Source organism: Actinoallomurus acanthiterrae, assembly GCF_054775715.1.
The window spans coordinates 2316662-2334367 of record NZ_BAAHCO010000001.1 but is presented as its reverse complement, the minus strand read 5'-3'; the positions used below and the strand labels follow the sequence as shown (position 1 = coordinate 2334367).

Below are 17706 nucleotides of genomic sequence, written 5' to 3'. Positions count from 1 at the left end.
CGGGGCCGTTGGTCAGGGGGCTCCGGCGTGGGTGAGGGTCTCCCAGGCGAGGAAGTAGCTCGCGCCGGCGGGCCGGTCCTTGGCGACCAGCTTCGCCGTCTGGGGCAGGGAGACCTTCAGCCGGCCGTGGTACTCGTTGTAGCCGACCTCGAGCACCGGCCCGAGCCCGCGCTTCAGGGTGCCCTTGCAGAGCCACGACGGCGCCTTGGCGCCCAGTTCGTAGGTGGCGTGGAACTCCAGCGCCTTCGTCAGCCGTGCGCGGCCCTCGCCGTACAGGTCCACGCCCTGCAGCCTGGCGGTCTCGGCGACGTGCAGTGCCGCGTCGATGGCCCAGCCGGTGTGGCCGAAGTCGCGGCAGGTCTCCTGGGCCAGCCCGTCGACGAACGTGCTCTGTCCCTGCCAGTACTTGATGATCTCGGCCTTGGTGTTGATCTGGCCGCCCGGCGGCGGCTTCGGCAGGGCGCCGTCGGACTTCAGATAGAAGTAGGCGGGCAGGCGCTTCCGCCACAGGGCGACGGCCTTGTCGAACGACGCGTGGTCGTCGAGGAACACCGCGATCCCGATCGCGGCGTCCGTCATGATCAGTTCCCAGTTGCCGTTGGTGCCGTTCGGCCTGCCCTTGATCACGGTGGGCAGGTAGACGGTGCGCAGCATCGTCGCGAAGCGCTTCTCCTGCGCCCACGTGCCCGTGTAGGTGTGCTTGATCAGCTCGCCGGCGCGCGCGAAGGACGCGCCGGACCAGCCGGTCTGCAGCGGGGCGTTGTGGTTCGTGTGCTCCTTGATGACGGCCGACCAGGCGTCCATGATCTGGATCGCCTTCTTGGCGTACCGGTCGTCGCGGGAGATGTACCAGATCAGCGCGTCGGTGTAGGCGGCGAGGGCGTCCTCGCGTTCGTCGGAGCAGCCGTGGTTCGGGTTGGACCCCGAGCCGCACTCGACGTTGGCGCGCGGCTTCGGCGTCCGGGACAGCGACCCGTACGCGCTCGCGCGCATGGTGTCGTACGCCTTCGTCCACGGCTGGGCGCCGGCCTTGACCTTCGCCCGGGCGAAGTCGAGCTGGGAACGCCCGACCAGGACGCCCGGGTGCTGGAAGGCGGCCTGGGTGTTCGCGACCGGTACGGCGCCGGTCCGTGCCGACGGTGTGCCGCGGGAGGTCAGCACGGTGAGGGCCGCGACCGCCAGCGTGATCGCCACGCCGGTCAGGAGCCAGGCCCGGGTGCGCGTGCGCGCCATGAGATTCCTCTCGGGGGGCTAAAGGATCTTGGGGTGCGGGCCATGCAACCGGCGTGGTGGACCACCGTCAATCGGATCGCGGAAAAAAGGTTAATAAACCTCCCTATCAATACGATTCGTAATCAGGCGCCTCCGACGCGTCGGCGGAGCGGCGGAACGCCCTGTTCCGCCGCTCCGCCGAGGGCCGGGTCGTCAGGACCCGTTGATCAGGTGCATGGCGAGGTCGGGGCTGAACTGGCCGGCCGGGATGCCCTCGCCGAGCCCGCAGGATCCGTCGGAGTCGCCGGGGTCCTTCACCCACAGCAGCATCTCGGCCCCGCCGCCGACCTGGGGCGTGACGCCGAGCTTGCGGCCGGCCGGGTTGCACCACTCCCCGTTCTTCGAGCCGTTGCCGTTACGGCTGGTGTCGACGATGAACGGGACCTTGCTCGACAGCGAGGCGTTCACCGCCGCGCCGTAGGACGCCGACTCGTCGGTGGTGTAGTAGTTCGAGACGTTGACGGCGAAGCCCCGGACGTTGTGCACGCCGGCGGACTCCAGCCGCTGGGCCATGGTGGCCGGGGCGATCCACTTGGCGTTGCCGGCGTCGAGGTACGCCCAGGTGTTCGGCGCCTTGGCCTTGAACTGCTCGGTGGCGAACTTCAGCAGGTTCAGGCGGAACTCCCGGTCCGAGTCGGCCGGCAGGCAGTCGAGCTGGGCGAGGGCGTCCGGTTCGATGACCACGACGGCGGGCCGTGTTCCGATCGCGCCGGCGAAGGCCGAGATCCACCCCTCGTACTTGTCCTTGTCCGAACCGCCCTTGGACTCGCCCGAGCAGTCCCGGCCCGGGATGTTGTACGCCACGAGGACGGGCAGCTTGTCGGCGGCGTCGGCGGCGCCGACATAGTTCGAGACCGCCGTCCCGATGTCGCTGATCCAGTCGCCGAACCAGCCCGCCGTCGGCTTGTCGGCGATCGCCGACTTGATCTGCGCGGCGCGCGCGTCGCCGGGGTTGTCCCGTACCCACTTGGCGGAGTTGGAGTCCGGGTCGACGTAGAAGCCGCTGGTCATGTCGATCGGGCTGCCGGCCGCGGCGGCGGGCGCCGCGGCGCGGGCCGCGACGGTGCCCGCCGGCTGACCGGGCGAGCAGGCCCCGGTCAGGCCGATGACGGCCGCGGCGCCGAGCGCGGCCAAGCCGGTGATCCGCCGAGAGGTCCTTGAGTGGGCCATGGAGCTCCTCACGCTCGATGCGATGGTGAAAGCCGTTGCCCCCGCCGTCGCGCCCTCCCCCGCCGGCGCTAGATGATCAACGTAATTCGCGATCTTCAGAGCCTGCCCGGGGTTCCACGGGAATTGAGCCGGAAGTCCCGGTCCGCCGCCCGGTGGGCTCGCGGTACGCGACCTGCGGCGGCACCGTTTCCCGGACGCTCCCGCACTGCTAGCCTGGCCATGCCGTTGATCCCGCACGGGAGAGCGACCTCGCCGCCAGCGAGGTACGCCGAAGGAGCAACTCCTCCCCGGAACCTCTCAGGCCACAGGAACCGTGCGGACCAGGCGACCTCTGGAAAGCGGAGCGACGCTCCCGCCGAAGGTGCAAGCCCCCGATCGGGGGTGAAGCTCTCAGGCACCGATGACAGAGGGGGAGGGCACCGCGACCGCATTTCGCGCGCCAATGGGAGGATGGGATCCCGGCCGCCCGCGTGATAGGAGCCTGCCCCGATGTCCACGCCGGACGCCAAGAGAACACCGTTGCACGAGGTCCACGCCGAGCTCGGAGCCACGATCACCGAGTTCGCCGGCTATCTCATGCCGCTGCGCTACGGGAGCGAGACCACCGAGCACCAGGCCGTCCGCACCAGTGCGGGGCTCTTCGACCTGTCCCACATGGGAGAGATCTTCGTCACCGGCCCGCAGGCCGGGGCCGCCCTCGACCACGCGCTGATCGGGCACCTGTCCGTGCTCGCCGTCGGCCGGGCGCGCTACACGATGATCGTCGATCCGGCCGGGGGCGTCCTCGACGATCTGATCGTCTACCGGCTCGCCGCGGAGACCTACATGGTGGTCGCGAACGCCGCCAACGCCGCGACCGTCCGAGCCGAGCTCACCAAGCGGGCGAGCGGGTTCGAGAAGGCCACCGTCGACGACCGCTCCGACGCGTACGCGCTCATCGCCGTGCAGGGCCCGAAGGCCCAGGCCATCCTGGAGAAGCTCACCGACGCCGCGCTCGCCGACCTGAAGTACTACGCGATCCTGCCGGGGAAGGTCGCCGGGATCGACGCGCTGATCGGCCGCACGGGGTACACCGGCGAGGACGGCTTCGAGCTGTTCGTCTCGGCGGGTGACGCCGTGGCCGTCTGGCGCGCCGTCACGGAGGCCGGCGGCGACGACCTGCGGCCCGCCGGGCTGTCCGCGCGCGACACCCTGCGGCTGGAGGCGGGCATGCCGCTGTACGGCAACGAGCTGACCGCCGAGACCACGCCGTACGACGCCGGACTCGGCCGTACCGTCAAGCTGGAGAAGCCCGGGGGCTTCGTCGGGCGCGCCGCGCTGGCCGCGCGCGCCGACACCCCGCCCGCGCGCACCCTCGTCGGGCTCGTCGCACGGGGGCGCCGGGTGCCGCGCCATGGGTACGACATCGTGACGCCGGACGGCACGCCCTGCGGTGTGGTGACCAGTGGTGCGCCGTCCCCGACACTGGGCAAACCCATCGCCATGGCCTACATCGACGCGGACCACGCCGAGGACACCGACCTCGCCGTGGACATCCGCGGTAAACACGAGCCGGTCGACAAGGTAGCGCTGCCGTTCTACAGGAGGACTTCGTGAGCACTGTTCCCGAGACGCTTTCCTACACCCAGGAACACGAGTGGATCACCGCGCCGTCCGACGGTGTGGTGACCGTCGGCATCACGGCGTACGCCGCCGACGCGCTCGGTGACATCGTCTATGTGTCGCTGCCGCAGGAGGGCGCCTCCGTCGAGGCGGGAGAGCCGTGCGGCGAGGCCGAGTCGACCAAGTCGGTGAGCGACATCTATGCGCCCGTCACCGGCGAGGTCGTCGCGGTCAACACCGCCCTTGACGAGGACCCGGCCGTGATCAACTCCGACCCGTACGGCGAGGGATGGCTGTTCCGGGTGCGCACCGGTGACGACCCGGCCGACCTGCTCGACGCGCAGGCCTACGCGAAGCTCATCGAGGAGGCGTCATGAGCCTTGCCAACCTGCCCCTTTCCGAGCTCGATCCGGAGGTCGCGTCCGCGATCACGGACGAGCTGCGCCGCCAGCAGTCCACGCTGGAGATGATCGCCTCGGAGAACTTCGCGCCGATCGGCGTCCTCGAGGCGCAGGGCTCGGTGATGACCAACAAGTACGCGGAGGGGTACCCGGGCCGCCGCTACTACGGCGGATGCGAGTACGTCGACGTCACCGAACAGCTGGCGATCGACAGGGCCAAGGAGCTGTTCGGCGCGGAGCACGCCAACGTGCAGCCGCATTCGGGCGCACAGGCCAACATCGCGGTCTACTTCGCGCTGCTGGAGCCGGGCGACACGATCCTCGGCCTGGACCTCGCGCACGGCGGGCACCTCACCCACGGCATGCGGATCAACTACTCCGGCAAGATGTTCAACGTCGCGGCGTACCACGTGGGTCCCGACGGCCTCGTGGACATGGACGAGGTCGCCCGGCTGGCCCACGAGCACCGGCCGAAGCTGATCGTCGCCGGCTGGTCCGCGTACCCGCGGCAGCTCGACTTCGCCGCGTTCCGGCGGGTCGCCGACGAGTCCGGGGCGCTGCTCATGGTCGACATGGCCCACTTCGCGGGCCTGGTCGCGGCGGGGCTGCACCCGTCCCCGGTGCCGTACGCCGACGTCGTGACCACGACGACGCACAAGACGCTCTGCGGTCCGCGCGGCGGCCTCATCCTCTGCCGCGAGGAGTACGCCAAGAAGATCAACTCGGCGGTGTTCCCCGGCACGCAGGGCGGCCCGCTCGAGCACGTCATCGCCGCCAAGGCCGTCGCGCTGAAGATCGCCGCGTCCGAGGAGTTCGCCGAGCGGCAGGCCCGGACGATCGACGGCGCCAGGATCCTCGCCGATCGGCTGCTCCGCGAGGACGCCGCCAAGGCCGGCGTCAAGGTGCTGACCGGTGGCACGGACGTGCACCTCGTCCTGGTCGACCTGGTCGACTCCGAGATCACCGGACGGGACGCCGAGGACCGCCTGCACGCCATCGGCATCACGGTCAACCGCAACGCCGTGCCGAACGACCCGCGGCCCCCGATGGTGACGTCGGGCCTGCGGATCGGCACGCCGGCGCTCGCCACGCGCGGGTTCCAGGCGGACGACTTCGCCGAGGTCGCCGACATCATCGCGCTGGCGCTGCAGCCGTCGTATGACTCGGCGACGCTGTCCGCCCGAGTCAGCGCGCTGGCCGACAAGCACCCGCTCTACCCCAGCCTGTAATGGATTGAGCCATATGACCATCGCTCCTGAGGGCCGGAAGTTGCTGCGTGTCGAGGCGAGGAACGCCGCGACACCGATCGAACGCAAACCACCCTGGATCAAGACCCGGCTGTCGATGGGCCCGCAATACCGCGAACTCACCGACCTGGTCCGCTCCGAAGGCCTGCACACCGTCTGCCAGGAAGCCGGCTGCCCCAACATCTACGAATGCTGGGAAGACCGCGAAGCCACCTTCCTCATCGGCGGCGACCAATGCACCCGCCGCTGCGACTTCTGCCAGATCGACACCGGCAGACCCGCCGCCTACGACCCCGACGAACCCCGCCGCGTCGCCGAATCCGTCACCACCATGGGCCTGCGCTACGCCACCGTCACCGGCGTCGCCCGCGACGACCTGCCTGATGGCGGAGCCTGGCTCTACGCCGAAACCGTCCGCCAGATCCACCACGCCATCCCCGGCTGCGGCGTCGAACTCCTCATCCCCGACTTCAACGCCACCCCCCACCTGCTGGCCGAGGTCTTCTCCGCCCGCCCCGAGGTCCTGGCCCACAACCTGGAGACCGTCCCACGGATCTTCAAACGCATCCGCCCCGGCTTCCGCTACGAACGCTCGCTGAGCGTGCTGACCGCCGCCCGGGAGGCGGGGCTGGTCACCAAGTCCAACCTCATCCTCGGCATGGGCGAAACCCGCGAGGAGGTCACCGAAGCCATGCGGGACCTGCACGAGGCCGGGTGCGAACTGCTGACCATCACCCAGTACCTGCGCCCCTCCCCCCGCCACCACCCCGTCGAACGCTGGGTCAAGCCCGAAGAGTTCGTCGAGCTGAAGGACGAGGCCGAGGCCATCGGCTTCACCGGGGTGATGTCCGGGCCCCTGGTGCGCTCCAGCTACCGCGCCGGCCGCCTCTACCAGCAGGCCATCACCGCCCGCCAGGCCGACTAGACACCATGGCGATCAGTGTCTTCGACCTGTTCAAGGTCGGCATCGGCCCGTCCAGCTCGCACACGGGCGGGCCGATGGCGGCGGCCCACCGCTTCGCCCGCGGCCTGGTGCGCGACGGCCTGCTGGAGAAGACGGCGACCGTTCACGTCATCCTCTACGGCTCCCTGGGCCTCACCGGCAAGGGCCACGGCAGCGACAAGGCCGTCATCCTGGGGCTGGAAGGCGACACCCCGGAACGCGTCGACGTCGAGACGGCCGACGCCCGGGTCGCCGAGGCACGTGAGCGTGGCGTCATCCATTTGCTCGGCGAGCACGAGGTGCCGTTCGTGGTGGGCGAGCACCTCGTCTTCGAGCGCAAGATATCGCTCCCCCATCACCCCAACGGGATGAGGTTCACCGCCCGCGACTCCGGCGGCACCGAGCTGCGGGAGAAGGTCTACTACTCGGTGGGCGGCGGGTTCGTAGTCGACGAGGACGCCACCGGCGCCGACCGCATCAAGCCCGACGACACCGTGGTGCCCTATCCGTTCGCCACCGCCGCCGAGCTCCTCGACCGCGCCCACGAGACCGGCCTGTCGATCTCCGCGCTGATGCTCGAGAACGAACAGGCCTTCGGCCGTGACCCGCAGGAGATCCGCGAACGCCTGCTCGACCTGTGGCGCGTCATGCGGGAGAGCGTGACCCGCGGCTGTTCCCGCGAGGGCCTGCTGCCCGGCGGGCTGAAGGTACGCCGGCGGGCTCACCACCTGCACCGCAAACTCGTGACGGAGACCGCCACCGACCCGCTGCACGCGATGGACTGGGTGACGTTGTTCGCCCTCGCCGTGAACGAGGAGAACGCCGCGGGCGGGCGGATCGTCACCGCCCCGACCAACGGAGCCGCCGGCATCGTCCCGGCCGTCCTGCACTACTACGACAAGTTCGTGCCGGGCGCCTCCGACGACGGCGTCGTACGGTTCCTGCTGACCGCCGGGGCGATGGGCGTGATCATCAAGGAGAACGCCTCGATCTCCGGCGCCGAGGTCGGCTGCCAGGGAGAGGTCGGCTCCGCGTGCGCGATGGCGGCGGCCGGTCTCACCGAGGTTCTCGGCGGCACGCCGGAGCAGGTGGAGAACGCCGCCGAGATCGGCATCGAGCACAACCTCGGCCTCACCTGCGACCCGGTCGGCGGCCTCGTGCAGGTGCCGTGCATCGAGCGGAACGCCGTCGCCTCGATCAAGGCGATCAGCGCCGCCCGCATCGCGCTGCGCGGCGACGGCCGCCACTTCGTCTCGCTCGACCGCGCGATCAAGACGATGCGCGACACCGGCCGCGACATGCTCGATAAGTACAAAGAGACGTCACGCGGCGGCCTCGCCGTCAACGTCATCGAATGCTGATGCCCGGGCTAGGGGATCTTGTTCGTGGCAGCCGGACGAAGATCACCGGGCACCCTCTAGGGTCGGGCGGATGAGCACCTCGTCTTCCTTCCCTGACGGCGATGCCGAGACCCTCGCCCGCAGAGCGTCGTCCTTCGGCGGCCAGGCCGCCGCTTACTCGGCGGAGCGCCCCGGCTACCCCGACGCCGCGCTGCGCTGGGCGCTGGAGCCCGTCGCCGGCCGCACTCCGCTGCGCGTCCTCGACCTGGGGGCCGGCACGGGCAAGCTCACCGAAGGTCTCCTGCGCCACACCGAGAACGTGACCGCGGTGGAGCCCGACTCGGCCATGCTCGCCGAACTTCACGCGCGCCTGCCGGAGGTGCGGGCGCTCGCGGGTACGGCTGAGCGGATCCCCTTGGCGGACGGGTCGGTCGACGCGATCGTGGTCGGGCAGGCGCTGCACTGGTTCGACCTGAGCCGTGCGCTGCCCGAGATGGCGCGGGTGCTCTCCCCCGGCGGCGTGCTGGCCGCGCTGTGGAACATCGATGACCACCGGGTCCCCTGGGTCAGAGGGCTCAAGGAGGTGGCCCGGGGCACGACGACGCTCAAGGACTGGAACGCCGGGTCGGCGTTCGCTCCGACGGCGGAGTTCCCCGAGACCGAGCAGGCCGAGTTCCCGCACGCGCAGCGGCGCACCGCGGAGTCGATGGCCGCGACGATCGGCACGCACTCCCACGCGCTGATCCTGCCCGAGGCCGAACGGGCGGCGCTGCTGGCGCGGATCGTCGACTACCTGCACGCGACGCCGGAGACGGCGTCCGGGGAGTTCGATCTGCCGATCGTCACTTTGGCGATCCGGTCGACGCTCGCTCGCGACTCGTGAGGTCCTGCGGCGCACCCTGACAGCCGACGTCCAGACCGCCCGGCCCCGCCAACCCGGGCAGGAGGGACCCTGGACGAACGCTTCAGCTCACGCGCCACTCGGCGCGGTCGGCGGCGAACCCTGCGTTCAGGGCGTACCGCACGCTGACCACCGTCGCCTGCTTCGGCACGGCGAACACGATGAACCCGGACCTGGCCTGACCCTGCTGGAGCTTCACGACCTTGGGGAAACCGGGTCCGGCGGTCACCGTGACCACGGTCGGGTCGTACGTCCGGCCGGTGCCGTCCACGACCTTCGCCCCGTAGGTCGGGCTGTCGTCGTACGCGGCGTCGCCGACGTTCTTCAGCACGAATCGCACGGCCACGAACCGCTCGCCCTTCCGGGGCTGCTGGAACGCGCCATGGCCGGTCGCCGTGGAGACGATCTGTTTGACCTTGACGGTGAGACGGAGCCGCCCCGCGCCGCCCGAGTCGTCGGCGCCGCTCAGTGTGACGGCCTGGCCGACCTTGACCCGCTGGACCTGGATGGACGGCGAGGGGCTGGGCGACTGGGAGCTCTTGGCGGTCTCCGCGGGATTGCCGCAGCCGGCGAGCAGCGCCGCCGCTCCCGCGGCAAGGACCAGCCTCCGCACGACGCCGCTCCCCATTGGACGAACTGTCAGCACCGACGGATCATGATAATGGCCAGCGACCAGCCCCGGCCACCGACCGACCCCAGCGACCCGGCGACCGGGCTCAGGCGCGGGCCAGGCGCCGGAGAGCCAGTTCGGCGAGCAGCGTGGCCCCGTCGCTCAGCACTCCGTCGTCGAAGACCGCGTCCGCCGCGTGGTTGAACGGGGCGGTGCCCGGGTCGCGATCCGGAGGACAGGCGCCGAGGAAGACGAACGCTCCCGGCACCTCGTCCAGCACGAACGAGAAGTCCTCCGCCGCGGTCAGGGGGTTCGGCCCCCAGACGAAGCGCTCCGGCCCGTACAGGTCGCCGATCGTGTCCGCCGCGAACTCCGCCTCGGCCGCGTCGTTGACCGTAACCGGATACCCCATGTCGTGCTCGATGTCGACGTCCAGGCCGTGTGCGGCCGCGATGCCGCGCAGCAGCTCGCCGGTGCCCTCGATGACCCTGGCGTGCGCCTCCTGGGAGAAGGAGCGGATCGTCAGGTCGAACCGGGCCTCGTCCGGGATGATGTTGGCCTTGCTGCCGGCGTGGAAGCTGCCGACCGTGATGACCACCGGGTCGAACGCGTCGAAGCGGCGGGTGGTGAACGTCTGCAGCGCCGTCACCATCTCGCAGGCCGCCGGGATCGGGTCCTTCGCCAGGTGCGGCTGCGAGCCGTGGCCGCCGGCGCCGCGGACGGTGACGTGCACCTCGTCGGCGGCGGCCATCAGCGGTCCGCGCCGGGTCATGAACCAGCCGCCCGGCAGGACCGATGAGGTGACGTGGAGGCCGTACGCGGCGACGGGCCGCGTCCCGGCCGCGTCGAGCACCCCTTCGGCGATCATCTGGTGTGCCCCGGCGAAGCCCTCCTCACCGGGCTGGAACATGAAGACGACACTGCCCGCGAGCTCCGCCTCCGCGAGCAGCCGCGCCGCCCCCACGAGCATCGCGGTGTGCAGGTCGTGGCCGCAGGCGTGCATCCGCTCGCCGGTCCGGCTGGCGTAGTCGACGCCGGAGCGTTCGGTCACGGGAAGGGCGTCCATGTCGGCGCGCAGCAGGACGGCGGGGCCGGCCGACGAGCCCCGGAGCACGGCGGTCACCGAGGACAGCGACCGCCCGAGGCCGATCTCCAGGGGAAGGCCGTCGAGGGCGCCGAGCACCTTCTCCTGGGTGCGCGGCAGCTCCAGCCCCAGCTCCGGTTCGGAATGCAGGTCACGGCGAAGTCGTACGAGATCGTCCTGAAGGTCTGCGGTCGCGCGCACGGAAGACATGGCACCTCAGGCTACGCCGCTGCCCCGTTCGGGCACCACGTCGAAGATCACAACACCGGTGATGTCGTCGCGGGCGAGCGCCGCCCGCAGGCGTGCCAGGGCCTCGTCGCGGATGCGCCGCCCGAGCCCGGCGAGGTCCGCGTCGGCGGGGCAGGTGACGCGAAGCAGCATCCGCGGGGCGACCGCCCGGCCGGTCAACCGCGCCCGTACCGCGTGCACGCCGTCGTACGCCGTGACGTCCGCGACGATCGCGCGGACGGCGACGCGCGCGGCCATCCGGGTCCGGCCGGAGCGCGCGTCGCCGATCGCGAGCCTGCGCAGTCTCCGGCTCCGGGCGAGGGCGACGAGCCATCCGGCCCCCAGGAGCGCGACCGTGCCGGCGATCGCGGCGGCCGTCGGCCAGAACCAGCCGTGCGCCGCGACCCACCGTGACGCCGCGGCCGGCCAGATCGGCCGGTGGGCGCGTCGCGGCCCGAACGCCCCAAGTCCCGCCGCCAGAGCCGTACCGCCCGCGCACAGCAGCACGAGGCCGGTCGGCGCGAGCCCCATCCGGTTCGTCACGTCAGTCCCTCCGCCAGTCGAGGCGTACGACGACCCGCGGCGTCCGCGCAAGGCCGATGTCGTCGGCCCGCGCCCGTACGGTCTCGGCCACGATCTCGCGGAGGGTGCCCGGGTTCCGGTATCCGGTGGCCGCGTGCACGACGGCACGGCGGCGTGGCATCCCGCGCAGCCGGACGCGCGCCTCGGCGATACCGGGCACGTCCAGGGCGGCGGTCTCCAGCGCCGCGCACAGCCCCGCCCGTTCGACGCCGAGGGCGCACCGGCGGGTGCTCCACACCAGCGTGGCGACGGAACCGCGGCCCGGCAGCAGGGCGGCCAGCAGGAGCAGCAGCCCGGCGAGCGCGACGCCGCCCGCGACGGCGAGGACCACCGGATCGCACCACGCCGTCGTCCGCAGCAGCCGCGCCGCGCGGGCGACGGCGCCGGTCCGCGGGACGGGGTGGCCGAGCAGGGTGGAGATCACCCTCGTCGCCGTGGCCGCGCCGGCGACCGTCAGCAGCGCCGCCGCGAGGACGGCGGCAGGCGTCCTGCGGGACCGGAAGAGGCGTACGGCGGCCCGGTGCTCGCCGGATCGGTCGGGCGCCGGTACCTCGAGCGTGTGCACGATCGTGTCCCGCGCAGCACCGATGGTCGGCTCCACGGCGACCTCCCGTCCGTCACCCACCGCACGGCGCATGACCGTACGTGTTCGCCGGGGGGTCGAATCGCTCACTCGAGCGTACGGAGCCCACGGTAATGCCCGATGCGCGGACATCCCGGGGAACGGGAAACTCAGCGGAAGACCACGGTTCGCTCGGCGTTGAGCAGGATCCGGTGTTCGGCGTGCCAGCGCACGGCGCGGGAGAGGGCCAGGCACTCCATGTCCCGGCCGACCGCCATCAGCTCCTCCGGCCCCTGCGTGTGGTCGACGCGGGCCACTTCCTGCTCGATGATCGGCCCCTCGTCGAGCTTCGGGGTGACGTAGTGCGCGGTCGCGCCGATCAGCTTCACGCCTCGCTGGTGCGCCTGGTGGTACGGGCGGGCGCCCTTGAAGCTCGGCAGGAACGAATGGTGGATGTTGATGATCCGGCCCGGCAGCTTCGCGCAGAAGTCGTCGGACAGCACCTGCATGTACCGGGCGAGCACGACGACGTCCGCCTGGTAGTGCTCGACGAGCGCGAGGAGCTCCGCCTCCTGGGCGGCGCGGCTCTCCGCGGTGACGGGCAGGTGGTGGTAGTCGATGCCGTACGACTGGGTCAGCGGCCGCATGTCGGGATGGTTCGACGCCACGGCGACGACATCGACGTCGAGCAGCCCGGAACGCTGGCGGTAGAGCAGGTCGTTCAGGCAGTGCCCGTACTTCGACACGAGGATCAGCACCCGGGACCGGACGGCCAGGTCGTGCAGACGCCAGTCCAGCGCGAACTCCCCGGCGAGCGCGCCGAACGCCTCGGACAGGGCGTCCTCGAGCCCCTCCGGCGCCTCGAACTGAATGCGCAGGAAGAAGCGCCCGGTGCTGCGATCCCCGAACTGCTGGCTCTCCAGGATGTTGCAGTCGCGCTCGGCGAGCGCTCCTGACACGGCCGCCACGATGCCCGGCCGGTCGGGACAGGACAGCGTCAGCACGTATTCGGACATGGTCGTACCTTCAGGCGTCGATGGTTCTGCGGTGCCGTGGCGGGGACGGGCCCCTACCGCGATGTCCTTACGAGACTAAGGGGCAGGACGGCCAGGGTCGGGCGGGCGGGCGGCCCGACGTTAGAAGTGGGCAAAAGGTGGCGGCCGCAGCGTGGGACCGGCGGTGCGCAACGTCGCGAACGGTCATACTTCACCCTGCGGACGAGGACTCTTAACGTATATGGCGGGGCACGTTCGGACCGATGGCCACTATCCTCCGCAGGGTTTCCGGACGCTCCAAGGAGATGATCAGGTGCTGCGAGCCCCAATCGCCGTGCTGGTGTCGCTCGCCCTGGCGCTGCTCGCGTCGTACGGCTCACCGGCCCGCGCCGCGACGGCGCCGCCCGCCGGGCACGCCGTGCTGATCGGCGTTCCAGGGCTGCAGTGGAGCGACGTGAGCCCCACCGCGACGCCGAACCTGTGGCGGCTCGCGCGGGGCGGTGCGACCGGGCTGCTGTCGGTCCGCACGGTGGGCCGGCTGACCTGCCCGGGTGACGGCTGGGCCACCGTGTCGGCCGGAGCCCGGTCCGCGTCGGGCCCGTACTGCCACCGGCCGATCACCGTCTCCCCCTCCGGGACGGGCGCCGTCGTCAACGACATCGCCACGATCCGCCGCGCCAACGCCGGGTTCGGGACCATCGGCCTGTTCGGGGACGCCGTGCACCGGGCGGGCGGCTGCACCACCGCCGTGGGTCCCGGAGCGGCGCTGGGGGCCGGCGACTCGAGCGGACGCGTGGACGCCTACGCGCCGGACATCGCGGCCCTGCCCGCCGGCGACTGGGCGCGCTGCGCCGCCACCGTCGTCGACGCGGGCGCCGTCACCGGGCCGGACCGGGTCTCCGAGGCGCGCCGCGCGGACGCCGCGGTCGGGACGGTGCTGACGCGCCTGCCGGCCGACGCCCACGTACTGGTCGCCGGGATCTCCGACCACGACCGGACACCGCACCTGCGGCTCGTGCTGGCGACCGGGCCGGGGACCGCCGGCCGCTACCTCGGCTCGGACTCCACCCGGCGGGCCGACATGGTCATCCTCCCCGATCTCACCGCGACCCTGATGACCTGGCTCGGCGTGCCGGGCCCGGCGGCGCTCATCGGCACCCCGCTGCTGCCCGACGCCTCCCGCCCGGCCGCGCTCGGCTCGGTGGTACGGGACCTGCGGAGCCAGGACGTCGCGGCCCAGACCCACCGGAACGCCCTTCCCGGCTTCTTCGCCGCCTTCGTGATCGCCCAGTTGCTGCTGTACGGCTCGGCGGCCATCGCGCTCCGGCGGCAGTGGGCCGGGCGGCGGCGTGTCCGGATCCTCGCCGCCACGCGCCTGACCGCCCTGGTCGCGGCCGCCGTTCCGGTGTCGACGTACCTGGTGAACCTGGTGCCGTGGTGGCGCGGCGCCCACCCCCTCCCCTCGCTGGTCGCGGGCATCGCGGCCGTGGACGCGCTCATCGTCGCCGTCGCTGTCTGCGGGCCGTGGCGGCGGTGGGTGCTCGGCCCCGGGACCGTGATCGCGGGCGTCACCGCCGCCGTGCTCGGGGCGGACCTGCTGACGGGCAGCAACCTGCAGGTCAACAGCCTCATGGGGTACTCCCCGCTGGTCGGCGGCCGCTACTACGGCATGGGCAACATCGCGTTCGCGGTGCTGGCCACCTCGACCCTGCTGGCCGCCGCCGGGGTGGCGCAGTGGCTCGAGCCTCGCCGGGGCCGGCGGGCGGCCGTGGCCGCCGTGCTCGCCATGACCTTGGTCGCCGCGACCCTGGACAGCTGGACCGCGTGGGGCAGCGACTTCGGCGGCCTGATCGCGTTCGTCCCCGGCCTCGCCACGACGGCGCTGCTGGTGAGCGGCCGCCGCGTGTCCTTCATCCGGCTGCAGCTGCTGCGCGCGGCCGGCATGGCGCTGGTGCTCGGCGTGGCATACCTCGACTACCTGCGCCCGCCCGCCCAGCAGACGCACATGGGCCGCTTCTTCGGCCAGCTCGTGCAGGGCGACGCCCTGCCCTGGCTGGAGCGCAAGTTCACCGCCATGGTCCACACGTTCGGCAATCCGACGCTCCTGCCGATCGTGGTCGCGGCCTTCCTGTTCCTGCTCCTCGTGCTGCACCGGCCGGGTCGCGCGGGGGCCGGCGGGCTGCAGCTCGCCTACGACCGCGCCCCCATGTTGCGCGCCGGTCTTTCCGGGGCGTTCGTGACGGCCCTGGTCGGCGGCGCGGTGAACGACTCGGGGATCGCGGTGCCCGCCCTCGCCCTGGCCGTGGCCGTCCCGCTGGCCCTCGCCGCGACCGTCACGGCCCTGCAGAGCCGCGAGGACGCCGACTCCCCGGCCAGCCCGGCCCCCGGCCTCACCCTCCGCCCCGCCGAAGGCTGACCCCCACCGCTCCGGCTCCGCACGGCGGCGCCCCAGCAGGCGCAGATTCTTGCTACCTGTGAGTAGTTTTCGGGGCGGCGGGCGGGTTAGATCCGGGGCATGCGACGGGTTGCGGTGCTGGCGCTCTCCGGGCTTCTTCTTCTCGGCGCGTGCCGGCCTTCGGGTTCCGGGCACCACGGGTCGGCTCGGCCGACGGCCTCCTCGGGCCGCAAGGCGCCGAGGTCGGTGGGTGACGTTCCCACGGCGGTGGGGACGCATCGGATGAAGATCGACGTGGGTACGCCGGGTCACCGGGAGTATCTGGTCCACGTGCCGCCTGCCCTGGCGAAGCAGCGTTTTCGCGCGGGGCGTCCCGCGCGGCCGCTTCCCGTCGTGCTGGCCCTGCACGGCGGGGCCGACAACATGACCGGCTTCGAGAAGAAGACCGGGTTCGACGCCCTGGCCGACGACCATGGGTTCCTCGCCGTCTACCCCGACGGGTTCGCGTTCACCTGGAACGCCGGGGACTGCTGCGCGCCCGCGCGGCTGGCGCACATCGACGACGTCGGGTTCCTCCGCAAGCTCATCGACCATCTGGCCGGCATCGGGCTGGCCGACCCGAAGCGGGTCTACGTGACCGGGTTCTCCAACGGCGGCGGCATGGCGTACCGGTTCGCGTGCGAGGCCGCGGGGAAGGTCGCCGCGATCGGGGTCGTGTCCGCGGCGCTCGCCATGTCATGCCATCCCGGTCGGCCGGTGCCGGTGATGATCTGGCACGGCACCGCGGACCACAACGTCCCGTTCAACGGCGGCGGGCACCGTGATTTCAACGATCGCCGCCCGTTTCCGCCGGTGAGCCGGGCGGTGGACTTCTGGCGCCGGGCCGACGGCCTGCCCGCGCTCCGGACGGCCGAGGACGACGGCTGCCGATCGACCGGCCGCGGCGATGAGGACGCGGAGGTGGTCCTGTGCGTCGTGAAGGGAGGCGGGCACCAGTGGCCGTCGGACGCGAGCCGCCGGCTCTGGGACTTCTTCGCCACCCATTCCCGGACGTGAAGCCTTTTCATATTCGTCCGGTCTGTGGCACTCTGCGGGCATGACGCTGCGCAAACGGTACGACATGGCCACATCTCACCTGGAACCGCCGTTCGCCATGGTCGATCTGGCAGCGTTCCGCTCCAACGCGGCGGACCTGACCCGACGCGCGCACGGCAAGCCGATCCGGGTCGCCAGCAAGTCCGTCCGCTGCCGGGCGCTGCTCGAACAGGTCCTGGCCATGGACGGGTTCGCCGGCGTCATGGCGTTCACGCTTCCGGAGGCGCTGTGGCTGGCTGAGGAGCGGGTCAGTGACGACATCCTCGTCGCCTATCCGACCGCCGACCAGACCGCCCTCGCGCGGCTGGCCGACGACGACCACGCCGCGTCCACCGTGACCGTCATGGTCGACTGCGTCGAGCACCTCGACCTCATCCAGAAGGCGACCGGCGGCCGGCCGGTCCGGGTCTGCGTCGACATCGACGCCGCGTGGCGCGCGGCCGGCGGCCGCATCCGCGTTGGAGCGCTCCGATCCCCGGTCCGCGCGCCGGAGCAGGCCGCCGAGCTGGCCCGGGAGATCGGCCGCCGCCCGGGCGTACGGCTGGTCGGACTGATGGCGTACGAGTCGCAGATCGCGGGCGTCGGGGACAACCCGCCTGGAAAGCCGCTCTTCTCCCGGGCGGTCCGCCTGATCCAGGCGCAGTCGCGTGTCGAGCTCGCGCGCCGCCGGGCGCTGATCGTCAAGGCGGTCCGGGAGGTCACGGACCTGGAGTTCGTCAACGGCGGAGGGACCGGCAGCGTCGAGAAGACCGCGGCCGAGAAGGCCGTGACCGAGGTGGCGGCGGGCTCGGGCCTGTACCAGTCCGTGCTGTTCGACCACTACACGAACTTCTCCGGCAGCCCCGCCGCCCTCTTCGCCCTTCCCGTCGTACGGCGGCCCGCGCCGGGCGTGGTCACCGTCCTCGGCGGCGGCTACCTCGCCTCGGGCGTCGCGGACCGGAACCGGCTTCCGCAGCCGTACCTGCCCGCCGGGCTGCGCTTCGACGCGCGGGAGGGCGCCGGCGAGGTGCAGACCCCGCTGCTCGGCAAGGCCGCCGACGGGCTGCGGATCGGCGACCGGGTGTGGTTCCGGCACGCGAAGGCCGGTGAGCTGTGCGAACGCTTCGACGCACTCCACCTGGTCGACGGCGACCGGGTCGTCGACACCGTTCCCACCTACCGAGGCGAGGGCCGGACCTTCCTCTGACCCGGCCGGTGCGGGAGTGCCCGAGGATCACTTGAGAGAGGGAAGGGGACTTCGCGTACATTCTCTCGGGAACGCTCCAGCACCGCGTACTGT

The 17706-nt window shown here is 71.9% G+C and carries 16 protein-coding genes and 1 riboswitch; of the genes, 9 read left to right on the top strand and 7 right to left on the bottom strand.

The window, feature by feature from the left end; translation table 11 throughout:
- Positions 1–12: 12 nt before the first annotated feature.
- Together ACYVF7_RS11520 and ACYVF7_RS11515 are read right to left on the bottom strand one after the other, a co-directional pair.
- Entirely contained in the window at positions 13–1233 is a 1221-nt protein-coding gene (locus ACYVF7_RS11520; protein ID WP_460338698.1) for an alginate lyase family protein, read from the bottom strand.
- A 192-nt stretch (positions 1234–1425) separates the two neighbouring features.
- Complete coding sequence (locus ACYVF7_RS11515; RefSeq protein WP_460338696.1) at positions 1426–2442, bottom strand: glycoside hydrolase family 6 protein; 1017 nt, start codon at positions 2440–2442, stop codon at positions 1426–1428.
- Between the two features lie 226 nt (positions 2443–2668).
- Positions 2669–2766, top strand: a riboswitch (glycine riboswitch).
- A 165-nt stretch (positions 2767–2931) separates the two neighbouring features.
- On the opposite strand from ACYVF7_RS11515, the gene gcvT reads away from it, so the two are divergent.
- From gcvT to ACYVF7_RS11485, 6 genes are all read left to right on the top strand, one after another.
- Positions 2932–4038: a glycine cleavage system aminomethyltransferase GcvT gene (gene gcvT, locus ACYVF7_RS11510; RefSeq protein ID WP_460338694.1), complete on the top strand. Its 1107-nt coding sequence runs from the start codon at positions 2932–2934 to the stop codon at positions 4036–4038.
- Positions 4035–4421 (top strand): glycine cleavage system protein GcvH, encoded by a 387-nt coding sequence (gene gcvH, locus ACYVF7_RS11505; protein WP_460338692.1) that lies wholly within the window; start codon positions 4035–4037, stop codon positions 4419–4421. Before gcvT ends, gcvH begins: the two co-directional genes overlap by 4 nt.
- Positions 4418–5674: a serine hydroxymethyltransferase gene (locus ACYVF7_RS11500; protein WP_460338687.1), complete on the top strand. Its 1257-nt coding sequence runs from the start codon at positions 4418–4420 to the stop codon at positions 5672–5674. The genes gcvH and ACYVF7_RS11500 overlap by 4 nt, the downstream gene beginning before the upstream one ends.
- 13 nt (positions 5675–5687) lie before the next feature.
- Positions 5688–6617: a lipoyl synthase gene (gene lipA / locus ACYVF7_RS11495; protein ID WP_460338685.1), complete on the top strand. Its 930-nt coding sequence runs from the start codon at positions 5688–5690 to the stop codon at positions 6615–6617.
- 5 nt (positions 6618–6622) lie between these two features.
- Positions 6623–7996 carry an L-serine ammonia-lyase gene (locus tag ACYVF7_RS11490; protein ID WP_460338683.1) on the top strand — a complete coding sequence of 458 codons (1374 nt, stop codon included), beginning with the start codon at positions 6623–6625 and terminating at the stop codon, positions 7994–7996.
- Positions 7997–8066: 70 nt separating this feature from the next.
- Complete coding sequence (locus ACYVF7_RS11485) at positions 8067–8858, top strand: class I SAM-dependent methyltransferase (RefSeq protein ID WP_460338681.1); 792 nt, start codon at positions 8067–8069, stop codon at positions 8856–8858.
- Between the two features lie 82 nt (positions 8859–8940).
- On the opposite strand, the gene ACYVF7_RS11480 is transcribed toward ACYVF7_RS11485, so the two are convergent.
- The 5 genes from ACYVF7_RS11480 to purU form a co-directional block, all read right to left on the bottom strand.
- On the bottom strand, positions 8941–9489 hold the full coding sequence (locus ACYVF7_RS11480) for a DUF4352 domain-containing protein (protein ID WP_460338679.1): 549 nt from the start codon (positions 9487–9489) through the stop codon (positions 8941–8943).
- Between the two features lie 103 nt (positions 9490–9592).
- The gene (locus tag ACYVF7_RS11475) at positions 9593–10780 is read right to left on the bottom strand and encodes a M20 metallopeptidase family protein (RefSeq protein WP_460338677.1); all 1188 of its coding nucleotides are present in this window, start codon (positions 10778–10780) and stop codon (positions 9593–9595) included.
- 6 nt (positions 10781–10786) lie between these two features.
- Entirely contained in the window at positions 10787–11341 is a 555-nt protein-coding gene (locus tag ACYVF7_RS11470) for an alkaline shock response membrane anchor protein AmaP (protein ID WP_460338675.1), read from the bottom strand.
- A gap of 1 nt (position 11342) precedes the next feature.
- A complete protein-coding gene (locus ACYVF7_RS11465; RefSeq protein ID WP_460338673.1) occupies positions 11343–12005 on the bottom strand; it encodes a DUF6286 domain-containing protein in 663 nt (220 codons plus the stop codon).
- A gap of 107 nt (positions 12006–12112) precedes the next feature.
- Complete coding sequence (gene purU / locus ACYVF7_RS11460) at positions 12113–12958, bottom strand: formyltetrahydrofolate deformylase (RefSeq protein ID WP_460338671.1); 846 nt, start codon at positions 12956–12958, stop codon at positions 12113–12115.
- Positions 12959–13250: 292 nt separating this feature from the next.
- On the opposite strand from purU, the gene ACYVF7_RS11455 reads away from it, so the two are divergent.
- The 3 genes from ACYVF7_RS11455 (at position 13251) to ACYVF7_RS11445 (ending at position 17613) form a co-directional block, all read left to right on the top strand.
- Positions 13251–15353, top strand: a complete 2103-nt coding sequence (locus ACYVF7_RS11455; protein WP_460338669.1) for a hypothetical protein — start codon at positions 13251–13253, stop codon at positions 15351–15353.
- Positions 15354–15614: 261 nt separating this feature from the next.
- The gene (locus tag ACYVF7_RS11450; protein WP_460338667.1) at positions 15615–16388 is read left to right on the top strand and encodes a CE1 family esterase; all 774 of its coding nucleotides are present in this window, start codon (positions 15615–15617) and stop codon (positions 16386–16388) included.
- Positions 16389–16428: 40 nt separating this feature from the next.
- Positions 16429–17613 (top strand): amino acid deaminase/aldolase, encoded by a 1185-nt coding sequence (locus ACYVF7_RS11445; protein WP_460338666.1) that lies wholly within the window; start codon positions 16429–16431, stop codon positions 17611–17613.
- The last annotated feature ends 93 nt before the right edge of the window (positions 17614–17706 follow it).